The organism is Streptomyces sp. NPDC030838, from assembly GCF_055572035.1.
On sequence record NZ_JBVIED010000005.1, the window covers coordinates 272,235 to 287,900 of the forward strand.

Here is a 15,666-nt window from a genome sequence, read left to right on the forward strand (position 1 = left end):
GGAATGAACCCCCCGCCACCTCCCGTTGACGCCCATGACCCCACCGCATGGCGACGAGAGCAGGAGGCCCCACCGTGGCGGCAGACGACACCCGGGACGCCGAGAACCGCACGAGCGAAGGCGACGGCATCCAAGGCACCGCCCACGGCTCCGCCCCCACCCCGCTCTCCGTGCTCGACCTGGTCACCGTCGGCGCCGGCCATACGTCAACCGACGCCCTGCGCACCAGCGTCGCCCTGTCCCGGCTGGCCGAGGCCCGGGGCTTTCACCGGTACTGGGTCGCCGAGCACCACTCCATGCCCGGCGTGGCCTCCTCCTCGCCCGCGGTGATCCTCGCCCATCTCGCCGCGCACACCGACCGCATCCGCCTGGGCTCGGGCGGCGTGATGCTCCCCAACCACGCCCCGCTGGTCATCGCCGAGCAGTTCGGCACCCTGGAGGCGATGGCCCCCGGCCGGATCGACCTCGGGCTCGGCCGCGCCCCCGGCACGGACGGCGCCACCGCGGCGGCGCTGCGCCGCACCGACCGGCCCGACGAGGCCGCCGACGACTTCCCGCGCCAGCTCGCCGAGCTGACCCGCTTCCTGGACGACGACTTCCCCGACGGCCACCCGTACCGGAGGATCCATGCCGTCCCGGGTCCCGTCCAGGGCACCTCCCCCGGCGGCGTCCAGTCCCCGCACCGCCCTCCCGTCTGGCTGCTGGGCTCCTCCGGCTACAGCGCGAGGCTGGCCGGTCTGCTGGGCCTGCCGTTCGCGTTCGCCCACCACTTCTCGGCGCAGAACACCATCCCGGCGCTGGATCTGTACCGGGAGTCGTTCAAGCCGTCGGAGGTGCTGGCCGAGCCGTACGCGCTGATCGGTGTCTCTGCGCTGGCCGCCGACGAGGAGCGGGTGGCCCGGCGTGAGGTGAAGGCGGCCGTGCTGAGCATGGTCCGGCTGCGCACCGGACGGCCCGGTCTGGTGCCGAGCCCGGAGGAGGCGGAGGCGTACGAATTCAGCCCCATGGAGCGGGACTTCGTGCAGCAGTGGAGCTCGAACATCATCCACGGCACCCCGGACGAGGTCCGCAGCGGTCTGGACGACCTGCAGAAGCGCACCGGCGCCGACGAGTTGATGATCACGGCCAACACGCCCACCGGTGAGGTGCGGCTGCGCAGTTACGAACTCATCGCCGACGCCTACGGCTTGCCGGCCGCCTGACCCGCCGGGCAGGCCAGCAGCTCGGAGATACGATCCGCCGCCACCGGCCGGGAGTACAGCCACCCCTGGCCGGTGTCGCAGCCGATCCGGCGCAGCCGCCCGGCCTGCGCGGAGGTCTCCACGCACTCGGCGGTGACGGTCAGTCCGAGCCGGTGGGCGAGCTGGATCATCGCCTCGACGATGACCTCGTCGGCGGGGCTGGCGTGCGCCCCGGCGTCCTCGTACTGGAAGCCGCGCACGAACGAGCCGTCCAGCTTCAGCACGGACACCGGCAGCCGGCTGAGGTAGGCGAGGTTGGAGTAGCCGGTGCCGAAGTCGTCGATGGCGATGCGCACGCCCATGTCGCTGAGGGCCTGGAGGGTGCGCAGCGGGCGCCCGGAGGAGCCCATCACGGCGGACTCGGTCAGCTCCAGCTGGAGCAGGTGCGGGGCGAGGCCCGTCTCGGCGAGGGTCTCCGCCACGTCCGCGACCAGGTCGGAGTCCCACACCTGACGGACCGCCACGTTCACACTGACGAAGATGGGCGGCTCGTCGGGGTGTTCGAGCTGCCAGCGGCGGGCCTGGCGGCAGGCGGTGGCGAGCACCCAGCGGCCGAGCGGGACGATCGCCCCGTCCTCCTCCGCCAATCCGATGAACCGATTCGGCGTCAGTGTGCCGAACTGCGGATGATTCCATCGCACCAGTGCCTCGACCCCGCTCAGCCGCCCATCCGCCATGCCGACCAGCGGCTGGTACTCCAGGGCGAACTCGCCGCGGTCGATGGCCGGGCGGAGGGTGGAGGCGAGCGCCTGGCGGGTCATGCGATGGGCGTTGCGCTCGGGGTCGAAGAGCGTCCAGCGGGCCTTGCCGTCGGCCTTCGCCCAGTACAGCGTGGTGTCGGCGGCCTGCATCAGCCCGGTGGCGGTGGTCCCGGCGGCCTGCCGTTCGACGACGCCGATGGAGGCGGAGACGCTGAGCCGCTGTCCGGAGAGGTCGAACGGGGCCTGGAGCGCGGTGAGGACGGATTCGGCGAGGTCGGCCAGCTGTTCGGTGCCGGTGGAGTCCTCGACGAGCAGGGCGAACTCGTCGCCGCCGAGCCGGGCGACCAGCGGCGCCCCGGAGCGGGTGTAGCCGGCTTCCTCGGCGCAGCGGGTGAGCCGTTCGGCGACGGCGGCGAGCAGCCGGTCGCCGACGCGGTGGCCGAGGGTGTCGTTGATCGCCTTGAAGCCGTCGAGGTCGAGGTAGCACAGGCCGATCCGGCCGGTGCCGCCGCGGGCGTAGGACTCGGTGTCGAGGGCGGCGGAGAGGCGTTCGAAGAACAGGGTGCGGTTGGGCAGCCGGGTCACCGGGTCGTGCATCTGCAAGTGCCGTAGCTGGGCCTGGAGTTCGCGGCGGGCGCTGATGTCGGTGACGGACAGCAGGACGCCGGGCATGCGGTCGGCGAGCGGGGCGACGGTGATCTGCGCCCAGACCGCGTGCCCGTCGGGATGTTTGAGCCGGCGGGTGCAGCGCAGCTTGGCCTGCCGGCCACGCAGCACCTCGCGGTAGGCGTGCCAGGTGCGGGGGTCGGAGGAGAGGTCGAGCAGTTCGGCGGCGACGCGTCCGACGAGTCCGCCGGGTCGGCCGCCGAACAGCGCGGCGAGCGTGTCGTTGGCGGTGACGACCAGACCGTCCCGGTCGACGACCGCCATGGCGAGTGGCGCCGAGGTGAAGGCGGACCGGTAGGAGTCGGCGTCGTGGCCCGCCGCCGCGTCCATGTCCATGTCCATGCCCCTGCCCAGGTCCGTGTCCGGGTCCAGGGGCACGAAAGCGACAGCGTCCGTACCACCCGGCGCCTCTGAGTCACTCTCTGTGACCGCCGGCCGGATGAGGTCTGCCGCGGGCGTCGGCCCTTCGGAGGTTCCGCTCACCGCTCGCTCCCGCAGTGCACTCGATCGTCGTCCGCGCAGGAAAGTGTGCCGATCATAGAGGGTGTCCTCCGGCCCTTCCAGCCACTGCCCACCACTCAGGACATACCCACTCTGCAGGCGGATCGTTTCTGCCCACAGCTGGACGTCTTCATCAGCCTCACGACCAGTGGTGACGTTCCGTGAGCACTTCGAGGGCGTCGCCTTCCGGGCTCCTTTCCCGTCTCACTCATCCGGGTCAGACAAACAGGACGCAGTACGACAATCTGCCACACGCTGGATGCGGCGTCCCTCCCCCACTGCCTCAAGGGCGTGGGGCCACCCCCACCGCATCCGGAGGTTTCTGTGCCGCGTCCGCTCCCGCGCCCCCGACTGCGCAGCACTGCGGCCGTGTTCACCACCCTCTCCTCCCTCGCCGCGACCTCCTTCATCACCGACCCCTCGGTCGCCGAGCCCTTCTCGGCGGCACCCTGCGCCCTGGAGCGCACCGAGGCCCACCACTCGGAGGGCCTGGACACCTGGAACGCCGCCTATCCGCGGCCGAGCCGCACCCTGGACGCGGTGATGGTCTTCCTGTCCTTCCCGGACTCCGAGCCGCTGACCACCCCGGCAGAGCTGACGGCGGACCACTTCCCGGCCACCAGCCGCTACTTCGCACAGGCGTCCTACGGCCGGTTCGTGCTGCGCCCGCATCCGCTACGGCACTGGATCCGGATGCCGCGCCCGTCCACGGCGTACGCCATACAGCGCGACTGGGACACCTCGCACCGGGCCGCCTATCTGCGCGACGCGCTCGCCGTCACCGACGAGCAGGTCGACTTCTCGCGCTACGACGTCGTCTACTTCGTCGCCGATCCGCACGCGCCCGGCGTGGACTCGGACGCCACCAAGGTGGTCAATCTGGACACCCCGCTGCGGGCCGACGACACGGACATCCGCCGGGTCGTCACGGTGTTCGAGAACCATCCGCCGGACCGGCTGGTGCTCGCCCATGAGACCGGCCATGTGTTCGATCTGCCGGATCTCTACCACCGGCCGACGGACGGCAAGGGCGACTGGGACACCCACGTCGGTGACTGGGACCTGATGGGCAGCCAGTTCGGCCTCGCTCCCGACCTGTTCGGCTGGCACAAGTGGAAGCTGGGCTGGCTGAACGAGCGGCAGGTGGTGTGCGTGCCGGGCAACGAACCCACCCGGCTCTCCCTGGAGTCGCTGGGCGCCGGCCCGGGGGCGCCGGTCCTGGGGGCCGCCGGGGTGCCGGTCTTCGGCTCCGGGCGCGGCACCAAGCTGGCGGTGGTGCGCACCGGCCCCGACAGCGTGCTCGCCTTCGAGGCGCGGGGCGCGGTCGGCAACGACCGCGCCACCTGCCGGCAGGGCGTCCTGGTGTACCGGGTGCGCAGCGGCGCCGAGTCCGGGGGCGGCCCGGTCCAGGTGATCGACGCCCATCCGAAGACGGAGGCCTGCTGGGAGAACTCGGTCTACCCGGCGCTCGCCGACGCCCCGGTCGGCGTCGGGGAGAGCTTCACGGTGCCCGGCGAGGACGTCCGCGTCGAGGTGGAGGGCCGTACGGTGTCGGGGGCGTGGACCGTCAAGATCTCGCCAGTGCGCCAGAGCTGATCGCGGACAAGCGAAAGGGCGTTCTCGAAACGAGAACGCCCAGGTCAGCGACCTAATCGCTAGTGCGCCGCCAGGGACTCGAACCCCGGACCCGCTGATTAAGAGTCAGCTGCTCTAACCAACTGAGCTAGCGGCGCCTGCTGACGTCGTAGACATTAGCATCCTGGTCGGCGGGAGGTGAAATCGATATCCGCACCGCCGCCCGGGCCACCCTGACAGCCGCCCAGAGCAGCACCTCCGGGCCCGGCAGCCAGGGGTGGCGGGTGTCCGGAGCGACGATCCAGCGGGACTCCGCGGAGGAGGCCGCCACCTGGGGACCGGCCGGCGCGGGGACGGTCACGGCGTCGCCGGTGCCATGGCAGAGAAGTGGCGGGATCTCGCCGGTGCGGCCCTGACCGCCCCACTCCTCCCACTCCATCAGCGAGGGCAGCCGCTGGGCCGTGCCGGGCGCCGCGAACAGCAGCATCCGGCCCCGGAAGGCGGCCACGGGGCCGGAGCCCGGGCCTTCCTCCCACAGCCGGTCGAGCATCCGGCGCCCGAAGATCGCGGGCGCGCTCACCACGTCGAAGGTGGTGCCGCAGGGCAGTACGGCCGGAGCGTCGGGCCGCTCCGCCCAGAGGGCGCGGGTGCTGCGCGGATACGTTCCTGCCGAGGCGAGCCAGGCGACTCCGTCAGCGGTGAGTTTGCTGCTGCTCATGCCACCAAGGTCTACCCGTTGTGCATGTTCCGTTTCCCTGGGTTGCCGGAAACCGGGACGGGGAGCGACGGGAACGGGTATCTTGCCCGCCTGGCATATGCCACAGCGCGGTGTGCAGGGGTGCTCAGACCGGGTCGGGTCCCTGCGCGTCGGCCCCCCGCAGCAGGTCCCTGCCGAACTCGACCATCTTCTTGGCGTAGTCCTCGGTCCACTCCGCCCGCTCCGCGATGTCCGCGGGCGTCAGCCGGTCGAACCGCCGGGGGTCGGCGAGCTGGGCCGCCGCGATCGCCTGGAACTCCACGGCGCGGTCCGCCGCCGCGCGGAACGCCTGCGTCAGCTCGGTGGCCCGGGCCAGCAGCGCGCGCGGGTCGTCGATCGACTCCAGGTCGAAGAAGTGCTCCGCGTCGCCGGCCGCCTCGGCCGGCTCGAAGAGCAGGGGCGCGGGGCGTAGCCGCGGTTCGTTGCGACGCGGCGTGGGCTCCGCCATGTCGGGTCCTCCTCGTACGGACGGATCGGGTGGCCCGCCCCCCGGACATCCGGCCGGACCACCCTCTATTCTCCCCCGCCGCGCAAGGACGCCGTAAGCGATGGACCGACCCGGTCACACCTGGATGATCGGCTCCCGGGTGAAGAGGGCGCCGAGGTTCGGGGCGTTCACCCGGCGGTCGGTCAGGCGCAGCGCCTCCCAGACCGTGACCTGGTTGGCGGTGAGGACCGGCTTGGCCAGGTCCTTCTCCAGGGCGGTGAGGTAGGACGCCGTGTGCAGGGCGGTGTCCGGCAGGAGGACCGCCTCGGCGTCGACGTGGTCCGCCGCGCGGGCCAGCGCGAACAGCTCGGCCTCCCCCCAGGTGCCGACCTCGGCGGCGGTGACGATCCCGGAGGCGCGCACGGCGACCGGCTCCAGGCCGGCCGCGCGCAGGAAGTCCGCGAAGAGGGCGGCGATGTCGTCGGGATAGGTCGCACCGATGGCGACCCGCCGCAGCTCGAGCTCCCGGCTCGCGTGGACGAAGCCGAAGGAGGTCGAGGAGGCCGGCATCCCGGCGGTGCGGGCGAGGGTGCGCACCTGCTCGTGGGCGCCCTCCCAGCCGTGCACGAAGCTGCCGCTGGTGCACGCCCACACCACCGCCTCGGCGCCCGCGTGCCGCAGTTCCTGGACGCCCGCCGCGAGCCGCTCGGGGGAGCCCATCTCGCGCAGCGCGTCCTCGCGGTGGGCGTCCTCGCCGATGTCCGTGTGGACCAGGTCCACCCGGATGTCACTGCCCAGCAGCTGCTCGATACGGGGATAGTCGTCCTCGGCCGAGTGGCCCGGGTAGAGGAATCCGAGTGCGGTCATGTCCAGCCTTCCTGCTGTTCTTCCGGCAGTGCGGGGGATTGGTCCGGCAGTACGGGGGGCCATGCGCGCGCCGTCTCGTCCAACAGAGCCTGATACGGCCCCACGGCTCGGGTACCCACCCGGCGCAGCGCCGCCCACATCGTCACTTGGTTGGCCGAGATCACCGGGAAGCGCAGTTCCGCCTCCAGCTGGGGGATGACGTCGTACGTCGGGAGGTTGGTGCAGCTGATGAACAGCGCGTCCGCGGTGCCGGCCCGGGCGGCGCGGCGGGCCATGTCGACGACCTCCCGATACGGCACCTGCCAGATGTGGCGGGTGAGACCCATGAACGCGCAGCCGGTGACGGTGACGCCCGCCTCGGCGACGTACTCCTCCAGGGCCCGGGTCACCGACACCGTGTACGGGGTGACCAGCGCCACGCGGCGTACGCCCAGCTCGGTCAGCGCCTCCAGCAGCGCCCCTGAGGTGGTGACGGACGGCACCGCGCCCGCGAGGCTCATCGCCGTGCACATCGCCCGTTCCCCGGCGATGCCCCCGACGAAGCTGCCCGAGGTGCAGGCGTAGGCGACCGTCTGCGGGGCGACGGCGATCAGGGTGCGCACGGCGTCGGTCAGGGTCTCGTGCTCGCTGACCAGGCGGGCGAGGTCGAGGCTCACCTCGACCGGGACGTACGGGGTGCGGGTCAGATGGAGCGAGACGTCGTCGGGCACCCAGCGCCACAGCTCCCGGTCCAGCGCGAAGTCGAACGGGGCGACGACGCCGATGCCGCGCTGCGCGCGGGGTCCGCCGAGGAAGGAGACGTCCATGGCAGCACCGGCCTTCCGGAAGTCATGGGAGGGCGGCGGACGCGGGACAACGGACCGTGCGGGCGCCCGTGTTGACGACGGTAGGTTCGGGTGCGAGCGTGGTCAATCCGTGCATGTCAGACGCCCTTGGTCACACCGATCCGCTGGGAGAGACGGCTGCCCATGACCGACCCCACCCTGCTCGTCCTGGACGCCGACCCGCTCCCCCGGCTCGGCCGGCTCACCGGCCGGGCCCGGATCGTGCACACGGACGAGGCGGGTCTCGCCGCCCGCCTGCCGGAGGCGGACGTCCTGCTGGTCTGGGACTTCACCTCGCACGCCGTACGGAAGGCCTGGCCGGGCGAGGGGCCCCGGCCGCGCTGGGTGCACACCGCGAGCGCGGGCGTCGACCATCTGATGTGCCCGGAGCTGGCGGCGTCCGACACGGTGGTGACGAACGCGCGCGGAGTGTTCGAACAGCCCATCGCCGAGTACGTGGCCGCGCTGGTGCTGGCGATGGCGAAGGATCTGCCCCGCACCTGGGAGCTGCAGCAGCGCGGCGAGTGGCGGCACCGGGAGTCGCAGCGGGTGGCCGGCACCCGCGCGGTGGTCGTCGGCTCCGGGCCGGTCGGCCGGGCGGTCGCCCGCGTGCTGAAGGCCCTCGACATCCGTACGGCGATCGTCGGCCGCACGCCGCGCACCGGCATCCACGGCCCGGACGACCTGGACCGGCTGCTCGCGCGCGCCGACTGGGTGGTCGCGGCGGCCCCGCTCACCGACGACACGCGCGGCATGTTCGACGCCCGCCGCTTCGGGGTGTTCCAGCCGTCCGCGCGGTTCGTGAACGTCGGCCGGGGCGCGCTGGTGGACGAGGAGGCGCTGGCCGAGGCGCTGCGCAAGCGGTGGATCGCGGGGGCGGCACTGGACGTCTTCGCGGCCGAGCCGCTCGGCCCGGACAGCCCCCTGTGGCGGCTGCCGGGGCTGATCGTGTCACCGCACATGAGCGGGGACACGGTGGGCTGGCGGGACGAGCTGGGTACGCAGTTCGTGGAGCTGTACGAGCGGTGGGCGGCGGGCCGCCCGCTGATCAACGTGGTCGACAAGCAGCGGGGTTACGTACCGGGGCACTGAGCGCGCAGGAGGCCGTATGGAACTCACCGAGCTGACCGCAGTCCGGCTCGTCGACGGCTACCGCAGCGGGGCGTTCAGCCCGGTCGAGGCCACCCGGGCCGCGCTGGCGCGGGCGGCGGAGATCCAGCCGGCCGTGAACGCGTTCGTGCTGCTGACCGCCGACGAGGCGCTGGAGCAGGCGCGCGCGTCGGCGGATCGCTGGCGGCGCGGGGAGCCGCAGGGGCTGCTGGACGGGGTGCCGGTGACGGTGAAGGACATCCTGCTGCTGCGCGGCCATCCCACCCTGCGCGGGTCGCGGACCGTCGACCCGAAGGGCCCGTGGACCGAGGACGCGCCGTCGGTGGCCCGGCTGCGCGAGCACGGCGCGGTGTTCCTCGGCAAGACGACGACCCCGGAGTACGGCTGGAAGGGCGTCACCGACTCGCCGCTGTCCGGCGTCACCCGCAACCCGCACGACCCGGCGCGCACCGCGGGCGGCTCCAGCGGCGGCAGCGCGGCGGCGGTGGCGCTGGGCGCGGGCCCGCTGTCGCTGGGCACGGACGGGGGCGGGAGCGTCCGTATCCCGGCGGCGTTCTGCGGGGTCTTCGGGCTGAAGCCGACGTACGGCAGGGTGCCGCTGTACCCGGCGAGCGCCTTCGGCACGCTGGCGCATGTGGGCCCGCTGACCCGGGACGCGGCGGACGCGGCGCTGCTGATGGACGTGATCTCGGCGCCCGACGCCCGCGACTGGTCGGCGCTGGCCCCCGCGCCGGGCTCGTTCGTGGCGGGGCTGGAGGGCGGCGTGCACGGGCTGCGGGTCGCCTATTCGCCGTCGTTCGGCGGGCAGGTGGCGGTGCGCCCGGCGGTGGCGTCGGCGGTGCGGCGGGCGGTGGAGCGGCTGGCGGGGCTCGGCGCGTACGTCGAGGAGACGGACCCGGATTTCGCCGAGCCGGTGGACGCCTTCCACACCCTTTGGTTCAGCGGGGCGGCCCGCGTCGTCCAGCGTCTCGGCCCGCACGACCGGGAGCTGCTGGATCCGGGGCTGCGGGAGATCTGCGCCATCGGCGCCCGGTACAGCGCGCTGGACTATCTGGCCGCGGTGGACGTCCGGATGGACCTCGGCCGCCGGATGGGCCGCTTCCACCAGACGTACGACCTGCTGGTCACCCCCACGCTCCCGATCACGGCGTTCGAGGCGGGCGCGGAGGTGCCGAAGCGGTCGGGGCTGCGGCGCTGGACGGGGTGGACGCCGTTCACGTACCCCTTCAACCTGACCCAGCAGCCGGCGGCCTCCGTCCCCGTGGGCACGGATCCGGACGGGCTGCCGATCGGCCTGCAGATCGTGGCCGCCCGGCACCGGGACGATCTGGTGCTGCGGGCGGCGCACGCGCTGTACGAGGCGGGGATCGCGCGGCCGTACGTCACGCGCGGGTGAAGGTCAGCGTCTCCCCCGCCGCCCCGGTCCGCCACAGGTCGTTGCAGGCCGCCGCCATCTCCTCCAGCCCGTCGACGACCTGCCCCCACACGGTGCCCGGCACCCAGCCCACATCCCCGTTGAGCAGCAGGTTGTTGCGCTCGTAGAAGAGGGCGAGGTCGATCATGGCCGGGCCGACCTCGCGGTCGTAGCCGTAGGCCCGCGTGCCCAGTTCCGCACCCGAGAAGGCGAAGTAGCACAGGTCGCCGGGGATGGGCGTGACCGTCGGGTTCTCCAGGGGCGGCTCGGTGGCGGCGAAGGGCGGGAAGAGGGCGTAGATCTCGTTGCGGGCGTACTTCGCGTGGTACACGTCCCCGCCGAGCGGCAGCGCCTCCCAGACCGCCGCGCAGGTGAGCGGGGCACGGTCGTCGAGGAGCCGCGCGGTGCACCGTACGTCCCGTTCGGTCAGGGCGACTTCCACGTAGCGATCTGCCATTCCCTGCGTCTTTCCGGCCGGAGAACGCTTCACACCCGGCGGACACCCCGGCAACGAAACGGTCTCGCAAAAGTCACCGTTGCATCACATCGGCCGCCCCTCGGGCATACCCCCCGGGCATCGGGCAGGCGCCTCCACTGGCCGCGACCGGCACGCCGGGCACGACTTGCACGGCTTGTACGAATTCTGGAGGTTGCACGTCCATGTCCCAGTTCTCGGGGTTCCCGCACCTGTCCCGCAGGGGTTTTCTCACCAGAACGGCGGCCGTCGGCGGTCTGCTCACCGTCCCCGGACTGCTCTCCGCGTGCAGCAAGGCCGACAACGGCACCGGCGGCGAGGGCTCGACGCTGGAACAGCTGAAGAAGCAGGGCTACGTCCGGGTCGCCTACGCCAACGAGGCCCCCTACGGCTACGAGGAGAACGGCGAGCTGAAGGGCGAGGCGCCGACCCTGCACCGGGAGATCTTCAAGGCGCTGGGCGTCGGCGAGCTGCGCCCCGCCTTCTCCGAGTGGGACGGGCTGATCCCGGGCCTCCAGGCCGGGAAGTACGACGTGATCAGCGCGGGGATGGCGATCACCCCCGATCGCTGTGAGAAGACGCTGTTCTCCGAGCCGGAGTTCATCGCGCCGACCGCGCTGATGGTGAAGAAGGGCAACCCGAAGAAGATCACCACCCTGGCGGCGGCGAAGGAGGCCGGGGCGACGATCGGGGTGATGTCGGGCACGGTGGAGAAGGACTACGCCACCGCGGCCGGGATCTCCGAGGACAGCATCCGCACGCTCCAGAAGCCGCAGGACGGCGCCGACGCGGTCAAGGGCGGCCGGATCGACGCCTTCATGACGACCGCCATCGGGCTGAACTGGCTGGCGAAGAACAACAGCGGCCTGGAGGTCACCGAGTCGTTCGTCCCGGAGATCGACGGGGTGAAGCAGTACAGCCCGGGCGGGGCCGTCTTCCGGCGGGGTAGCGAGGAGCTGCGGGACGCGTTCAACACCGAGCTGAAGAAGATCACCTCGGATCCGGAGCGCTATGTGCGGCTCATCGGCCGGTACGGCTTCGGCGAGGACACCATCCCGCCGGCGTCCCTGAAGACGGCCGACCTCTGCAAGGCCTGAGGCCATGGGCGACTTCTACAGCTACTTCTTCGACCATCTGCCGAAGGTGTGGTCGGGCCTTGGCGTGACCGTCACCGCCACCGTGCTTGGCGCGGCCGTCGCGCTCGCGCTCTCCTTCGTCCTCGGCTTCATGGCGCACAGCGGGCCCGTGCTCGTGCGGGGGGTGTCACGGGTCTTCGTGGAGTTCTTCCGCGGAACCTCGCTGTACGTCCAGCTGTTCTGGCTCTACTACGCGTTTCCGCTGCTCACCGGCTACGAGCTGTCCCCGCTGTTCTGCGGGGTGGTGGCGTTCGGCATGAACTACGGCGCCTACGGCTCGGAGGTGGTGCGCGGCGCCCTGAACGCCGTACCGAAGGCGCAGTGGGAGGCGGCCGTCGCGCTGAACCTGACGCCGGTCCAGCGGATGCGCCGGGTGATCCTGCCGCAGGCGTGGCCGCAGATGATCCCGCCGTTCACCAACCAGCTGATCCAGCTGCTGAAGTGCACGCCGCTGCTGTGGCTGATCTCCGCCGCCGATCTGACGACGGTGGTGCAGCAGATGCGGGACCGCACCGGTGAGTCCGCGGCCGCGTATCTGACCCTGCTGGTCCTCTACTTCGTCCTCGCCTACGCGCTGACCCTGGTGATGAACGCGCTGGAGCGGCACGCCCAGGCCCGGCTCGGGCGGCGCGAGCAGGCGGGCGGGCTGCTGCGCAGCCGCAGCGCGGCGATCGCCGAGAACGCTGAGAAGACCGGCCTGACCGCGGGAGGTGTCCGGTGAACTACCAGTGGGACTGGGACGCCGTCCGCGAGTCGCTGCCGCTGCTGTGGGACGGCTTCACCACCACCGTGCTGGCCACGGTGCTCGGCACGCTGGTCGCCGCCGTGCTCGGGCTGGTCGTGGCGGTGGCCGGCCGGGCGCCGTCCCGGCTGGTGACCGTGCCGGTGCGGGCGGTCACCGAGTTCGTGCGGTCGACGCCGCTGCTGGTGCAGCTGGTCGGCGCGTACGCCGTGTTCAACACGGTGGAGCCGCTGACCATCGGCATCGCGGTGCTCGGCATCCACTACGCCTCCTACCTCTCGGAGGTGTACCGGGCCGGCATCGACGCCGTGCCGAAGGGCCAGTGGGAGGCCTGCCGGGCGCTGTCGCTGTCACCGCGCCGGACCTGGCAGGCGGTGATCCTGCCGCAGGCTGTCCCCAAGGTGCTGCCCGCGCTGGGCAACTACGCGATCTCCATGTTCAAGGAAACCCCGTTCCTGGCCGTCATCACGGTCACGGAGATGGTCGCCGAGGCCCGGGAGTACGGGGCGTACAACTTCGCCTACGTGGAGACCTTCACCCTCGCCGGACTGATCTTCCTGCTGGCGAGCTACCCGACCTCGCTGCTGATGAGAAAGCTGGAGAAGCGCCTTGGCCACTGATCCCCTGGAGAAGGAGAACCCGGTCGTCGACATGCTGCCGGACAGCCCCCACCTCGTCGCGTTCGACCAGGTGGTCAAGCGCTACGGCGACCATGTCGTCCTGGACCATCTCGACCTGACCGTGGAGCGCGGGCAGCACGTCACCCTGATCGGGCCCAGCGGGTCCGGCAAGACCACCATCCTGCGGCTGCTGATGACGCTGGAGCGGGTCAGCGAGGGCACGATCCTGGTGGACGGCGAGCCACTGACCCATATGCGAGCGGCGAACGGCACGCTGAAGCCGGCCGACGAGAAGCACCAGCGGGAGATCCGCAAGAAGATCGGCATGGTGTTCCAGCAGTTCAACCTGTTCCCCAACATGAACGTGCTGCGGAACATCACCGAGGCGCCGATCAGCGTGCTCGGCATGGACCGCGACGAGGCCGAGGAGCGGGCGAAGGAGCTGCTGGACCTGGTGGGCCTGCGCGACAAGATCGACGCGCATCCGACCCGGCTGTCCGGCGGCCAGCAGCAGCGGGTGGCGATCGCCCGGGCGCTGGCGATGCGCCCGGAGATCCTGCTGCTCGACGAGGTCACGTCGGCGCTGGACCCGGAGCTGGTGGCGGGCGTGCTCGACGTGCTGCGGGACATCGCCCGCTCCACGGACATCACCCTGCTCTGTGTGACGCACGAGATGAACTTCGCCCGGGACATCTCGGACCGGGTGATGATGTTCGACTCGGGCCGGGTGATCGAGTCGGGGCCGCCGGAGCAGATCTTCGGGGCGCCGGAACAGGAGCGGACGCGGGAGTTCCTGAGCGCGGTGCTGTGAGCGGAGGGGCGGCGGAAGGGCGATGGAGGGCGAGGGAAGGCCGACAGAAGGGTCGGCTTGTGCTTCTGGCATATGCCACTGACCCACGCCGCAGCTCGGAGGGGCACAATCTCGTCAACTGCCGCTCACTACAAGCCTCTTGCCGGTTATCGTTGAGAAGGCCCGAACGCCGGGTCACGGCACATTGACTGAGCGCACAGGGGGACACCGTGGCGCTGAAGCACGAGCCGACCGCGCCGTACCACTCGGCTCAGGACGCCCTCCGCGTCCTGGAGACGGTGGCACGGCACTCCACCGGTGTCACCGACACCGAGATCGCCCGTCACACCGGCCTCGGCACGGAGCGGCTGACCACCCTCCTGCGGATGCTGCGGCGCGAGGGCTACGTCGAGCAGGTGACCGACGGGGCGTACGTCACCGGCGAGGCCCTCGCGCGCCTCGGTTCCGCGCACGGCCGTGACCGGGCCCTGCGCGACCACCTCCAGCGCACCCTGAACCGGCTGCGCGACTCCGTGGGCGCCGCGGTCTACATCAGCCGGTACGTCGACGGGGAGGTCCGGGTCACCCAGTACGCCGACAGCCCGGCCACGCCCGCGGTGAACGAGTGGGTGGACTTCCGCTACTCCGCGCACGCCACCGCGGTCGGCAAGAGCCTGCTGGGCCAGCTGGACCACAACGGCCGGCGCGACCATCTGGCCCGGCACAAGATGGCCCGGCTCACCTCGCGCACGATCACCAGCGACAAGCTGCTGCTCTCGCGCCTGGAGGCGCAGCCGCCGACGGTGCCGGTGCTCGACCTCCAGGAGTACGCGGTCGGCACGGTCTGCGCGGCCGTCCCGATCACCGCGGGCTCCTCGGTCGGCTGCCTCGCCCTGTCCCTGCCGGTCGAGCACGCGCACCGGCTCCGCCAGGCGGCGGACGCGCTGAACCGGAACGCGGCACCGGTACTGCTGTCCCTCGCGATCTAGCGCGGATCGTGGCCTGGTCCTCGGTGGTCACGAGCACCCCCGAGGACCAGGTAGTATTTTCTTCGTCGCCAGCCGCGGAGAGCGGATGGCGGGAGTCATGCGCCGCTAGCTCAGTTGGTTAGAGCAGCTGACTCTTAATCAGCGGGTCCGGGGTTCGAGTCCCTGGCGGCGCACAGAAGAGGGCCCCTCGCGAAAGCGAGGGGCCCTCGTTGTGTTCCCGGTGTTCTAGAAGGTGACGTCCGAGCAGGCGTAGAACGCGTTGCCCGTGTCCGCGATCGTCCACACCGCCAGGATCACGTGCCGTCCGCTGAGCCCGGACGGCAGCGTGCCGCTGTGCGAGAGGGTCTGCGGCGGGCGCTGTCCGCCGTAGGGGACCGTCAGGAACGGGGTGAGGTTGAGGTCGGAGCGGGCCAGGTTGTGGTTCTGGTTCCAGCCCGGCTTGGTGACGTAGTACTTGAAGTCGGTCGTGGCGTGCATCGCCGTGAACTGCCAGCGGAAGGTGTAGCTCTGCCCGCCGGTGACCCTGGTGGCCGGCCAGGCGCCGCCCGACGGGGTGCGCGGGCTGTCGAGCTGGGCGAACCGGGTGTTGTTGCCGGAGCAGATCCGCCCGTCGGCGGGCCCTGAGGCGGGGAAGCCCTTGGGGCCCTCGACGCTCTGCGGCTCCCACTGGATGGCGCCGCAGTTGGTCACCGTGCCGTTCTGACAGAGCTTCTGCCTGCTGATGGGGAGGTCGGTGTAGCCGTGGCCGCTGGCGCCGCCGGAGGAGAGCACAAGGGCTCCGGTCGTCGCCAGTCCCACCACGGCCGCGGACAACTTGGTCTTGGTGCGCAT

At 71.7% G+C, this 15,666-nt stretch carries 16 protein-coding genes and 2 tRNA genes; 10 read left to right on the forward strand and 8 right to left on the reverse strand.

What is annotated here, in order from left to right; translation table 11 throughout:
• The first annotated feature begins 74 nt into the window (after positions 1-74).
• A complete protein-coding gene (locus ACZ42A_RS16670; RefSeq protein WP_468527924.1) occupies positions 75-1,202 on the forward strand; it encodes an LLM class flavin-dependent oxidoreductase in 1,128 nt (375 codons plus the stop codon).
• Here ACZ42A_RS16670 and ACZ42A_RS16675 read toward each other — a convergent pair.
• A complete protein-coding gene (locus ACZ42A_RS16675; RefSeq protein WP_468527925.1) occupies positions 1,181-3,091 on the reverse strand; it encodes a putative bifunctional diguanylate cyclase/phosphodiesterase in 1,911 nt (636 codons plus the stop codon). The two genes, ACZ42A_RS16670 and ACZ42A_RS16675, sit on opposite strands and share 22 nt — an antisense overlap.
• A 342-nt stretch (positions 3,092-3,433) precedes the next feature.
• Here ACZ42A_RS16675 and ACZ42A_RS16680 point away from each other — a divergent pair, with 342 nt between their 5' ends.
• Positions 3,434-4,705 (forward strand): M6 family metalloprotease domain-containing protein, encoded by a 1,272-nt coding sequence (locus ACZ42A_RS16680; protein ID WP_468527926.1) that lies wholly within the window; start codon positions 3,434-3,436, stop codon positions 4,703-4,705.
• Positions 4,706-4,768: 63 nt separating this feature from the next.
• On the opposite strand, the gene ACZ42A_RS16685 is transcribed toward ACZ42A_RS16680, so the two are convergent.
• From ACZ42A_RS16685 to ACZ42A_RS16705, 5 genes are all read right to left on the reverse strand, one after another.
• Positions 4,769-4,842: transfer RNA gene (locus tag ACZ42A_RS16685), tRNA-Lys, on the reverse strand.
• Positions 4,833-5,402, reverse strand: coding sequence for a bifunctional DNA primase/polymerase (locus ACZ42A_RS16690; protein WP_468527927.1), 570 nt, complete (start codon positions 5,400-5,402; stop codon positions 4,833-4,835). The genes ACZ42A_RS16685 and ACZ42A_RS16690 overlap by 10 nt, the downstream gene beginning before the upstream one ends.
• A 124-nt stretch (positions 5,403-5,526) precedes the next feature.
• Complete coding sequence (locus ACZ42A_RS16695; RefSeq protein ID WP_468527928.1) at positions 5,527-5,889, reverse strand: hypothetical protein; 363 nt, start codon at positions 5,887-5,889, stop codon at positions 5,527-5,529.
• Positions 5,890-6,003: 114 nt separating this feature from the next.
• Entirely contained in the window at positions 6,004-6,735 is a 732-nt protein-coding gene (locus ACZ42A_RS16700; RefSeq protein ID WP_468527929.1) for a maleate cis-trans isomerase family protein, read from the reverse strand.
• A complete protein-coding gene (locus ACZ42A_RS16705) occupies positions 6,732-7,541 on the reverse strand; it encodes a maleate cis-trans isomerase family protein (protein WP_468527930.1) in 810 nt (269 codons plus the stop codon). Before ACZ42A_RS16705 ends, ACZ42A_RS16700 begins: the two co-directional genes overlap by 4 nt.
• 162 nt (positions 7,542-7,703) lie before the next feature.
• On the opposite strand from ACZ42A_RS16705, the gene ACZ42A_RS16710 reads away from it, so the two are divergent.
• Together ACZ42A_RS16710 and ACZ42A_RS16715 are read left to right on the forward strand one after the other, a co-directional pair.
• Positions 7,704-8,651: a D-2-hydroxyacid dehydrogenase gene (locus ACZ42A_RS16710; protein WP_468527931.1), complete on the forward strand. Its 948-nt coding sequence runs from the start codon at positions 7,704-7,706 to the stop codon at positions 8,649-8,651.
• A 16-nt stretch (positions 8,652-8,667) separates the two neighbouring features.
• Positions 8,668-10,065: an amidase gene (locus tag ACZ42A_RS16715; protein WP_468527932.1), complete on the forward strand. Its 1,398-nt coding sequence runs from the start codon at positions 8,668-8,670 to the stop codon at positions 10,063-10,065.
• On the opposite strand, the gene ACZ42A_RS16720 is transcribed toward ACZ42A_RS16715, so the two are convergent.
• Entirely contained in the window at positions 10,052-10,540 is a 489-nt protein-coding gene (locus ACZ42A_RS16720) for a DUF3830 family protein (RefSeq protein ID WP_468527933.1), read from the reverse strand. The genes ACZ42A_RS16715 and ACZ42A_RS16720 overlap by 14 nt on opposite strands.
• Positions 10,541-10,743: 203 nt before the next feature.
• On the opposite strand from ACZ42A_RS16720, the gene ehuB reads away from it, so the two are divergent.
• The 6 genes from ehuB (at position 10,744) to ACZ42A_RS16750 (ending at position 15,008) form a co-directional block, all read left to right on the forward strand.
• A complete protein-coding gene (gene ehuB / locus ACZ42A_RS16725) occupies positions 10,744-11,655 on the forward strand; it encodes an ectoine/hydroxyectoine ABC transporter substrate-binding protein EhuB (protein WP_468527934.1) in 912 nt (303 codons plus the stop codon).
• A gap of 4 nt (positions 11,656-11,659) precedes the next feature.
• Positions 11,660-12,415, forward strand: a complete 756-nt coding sequence (gene ehuC, locus ACZ42A_RS16730; RefSeq protein WP_468527935.1) for an ectoine/hydroxyectoine ABC transporter permease subunit EhuC — start codon at positions 11,660-11,662, stop codon at positions 12,413-12,415.
• Entirely contained in the window at positions 12,412-13,056 is a 645-nt protein-coding gene (gene ehuD, locus ACZ42A_RS16735; protein WP_468527936.1) for an ectoine/hydroxyectoine ABC transporter permease subunit EhuD, read from the forward strand. Before ehuC ends, ehuD begins: the two co-directional genes overlap by 4 nt.
• Positions 13,046-13,867: an ectoine/hydroxyectoine ABC transporter ATP-binding protein EhuA gene (ehuA, locus tag ACZ42A_RS16740; RefSeq protein ID WP_468527937.1), complete on the forward strand. Its 822-nt coding sequence runs from the start codon at positions 13,046-13,048 to the stop codon at positions 13,865-13,867. The genes ehuD and ehuA overlap by 11 nt, the downstream gene beginning before the upstream one ends.
• Positions 13,868-14,076: 209 nt before the next feature.
• Positions 14,077-14,835 carry an IclR family transcriptional regulator gene (locus ACZ42A_RS16745; RefSeq protein ID WP_468527938.1) on the forward strand — a complete coding sequence of 253 codons (759 nt, stop codon included), beginning with the start codon at positions 14,077-14,079 and terminating at the stop codon, positions 14,833-14,835.
• A gap of 99 nt (positions 14,836-14,934) precedes the next feature.
• Positions 14,935-15,008, forward strand: a tRNA-Lys gene (locus tag ACZ42A_RS16750).
• Between the two features lie 52 nt (positions 15,009-15,060).
• On the opposite strand, the gene ACZ42A_RS16755 is transcribed toward ACZ42A_RS16750, so the two are convergent.
• Complete coding sequence (locus tag ACZ42A_RS16755) at positions 15,061-15,666, reverse strand: lytic polysaccharide monooxygenase auxiliary activity family 9 protein (RefSeq protein WP_468527939.1); 606 nt, start codon at positions 15,664-15,666, stop codon at positions 15,061-15,063.

What these genes read in the sequence shown, in the direction of transcription:
- ehuC (WP_468527935.1), top strand. Translation starts at nt 11,660, where the DNA reads ATGGGCGACTTCTACAGCTACTTCTTCGACCATCTGCCGAAGGTGTGG.
- ACZ42A_RS16710 (WP_468527931.1), top strand. Translation starts at nt 7,704, where the DNA reads ATGACCGACCCCACCCTGCTCGTCCTGGACGCCGACCCGCTCCCCCGG.
- ACZ42A_RS16690 (WP_468527927.1), bottom strand. Translation starts at nt 5,402, where the DNA reads ATGAGCAGCAGCAAACTCACCGCTGACGGAGTCGCCTGGCTCGCCTCG.
- ACZ42A_RS16700 (WP_468527929.1), bottom strand. Translation starts at nt 6,735, where the DNA reads ATGACCGCACTCGGATTCCTCTACCCGGGCCACTCGGCCGAGGACGAC.
- ACZ42A_RS16715 (WP_468527932.1), top strand. Translation starts at nt 8,668, where the DNA reads ATGGAACTCACCGAGCTGACCGCAGTCCGGCTCGTCGACGGCTACCGC.
- ehuB (WP_468527934.1), top strand. Translation starts at nt 10,744, where the DNA reads ATGTCCCAGTTCTCGGGGTTCCCGCACCTGTCCCGCAGGGGTTTTCTC.
- ACZ42A_RS16755 (WP_468527939.1), bottom strand. Translation starts at nt 15,666, where the DNA reads ATGCGCACCAAGACCAAGTTGTCCGCGGCCGTGGTGGGACTGGCGACG.
- ACZ42A_RS16705 (WP_468527930.1), bottom strand. Translation starts at nt 7,541, where the DNA reads ATGGACGTCTCCTTCCTCGGCGGACCCCGCGCGCAGCGCGGCATCGGC.
- ACZ42A_RS16695 (WP_468527928.1), bottom strand. Translation starts at nt 5,889, where the DNA reads ATGGCGGAGCCCACGCCGCGTCGCAACGAACCGCGGCTACGCCCCGCG.
- ACZ42A_RS16720 (WP_468527933.1), bottom strand. Translation starts at nt 10,540, where the DNA reads ATGGCAGATCGCTACGTGGAAGTCGCCCTGACCGAACGGGACGTACGG.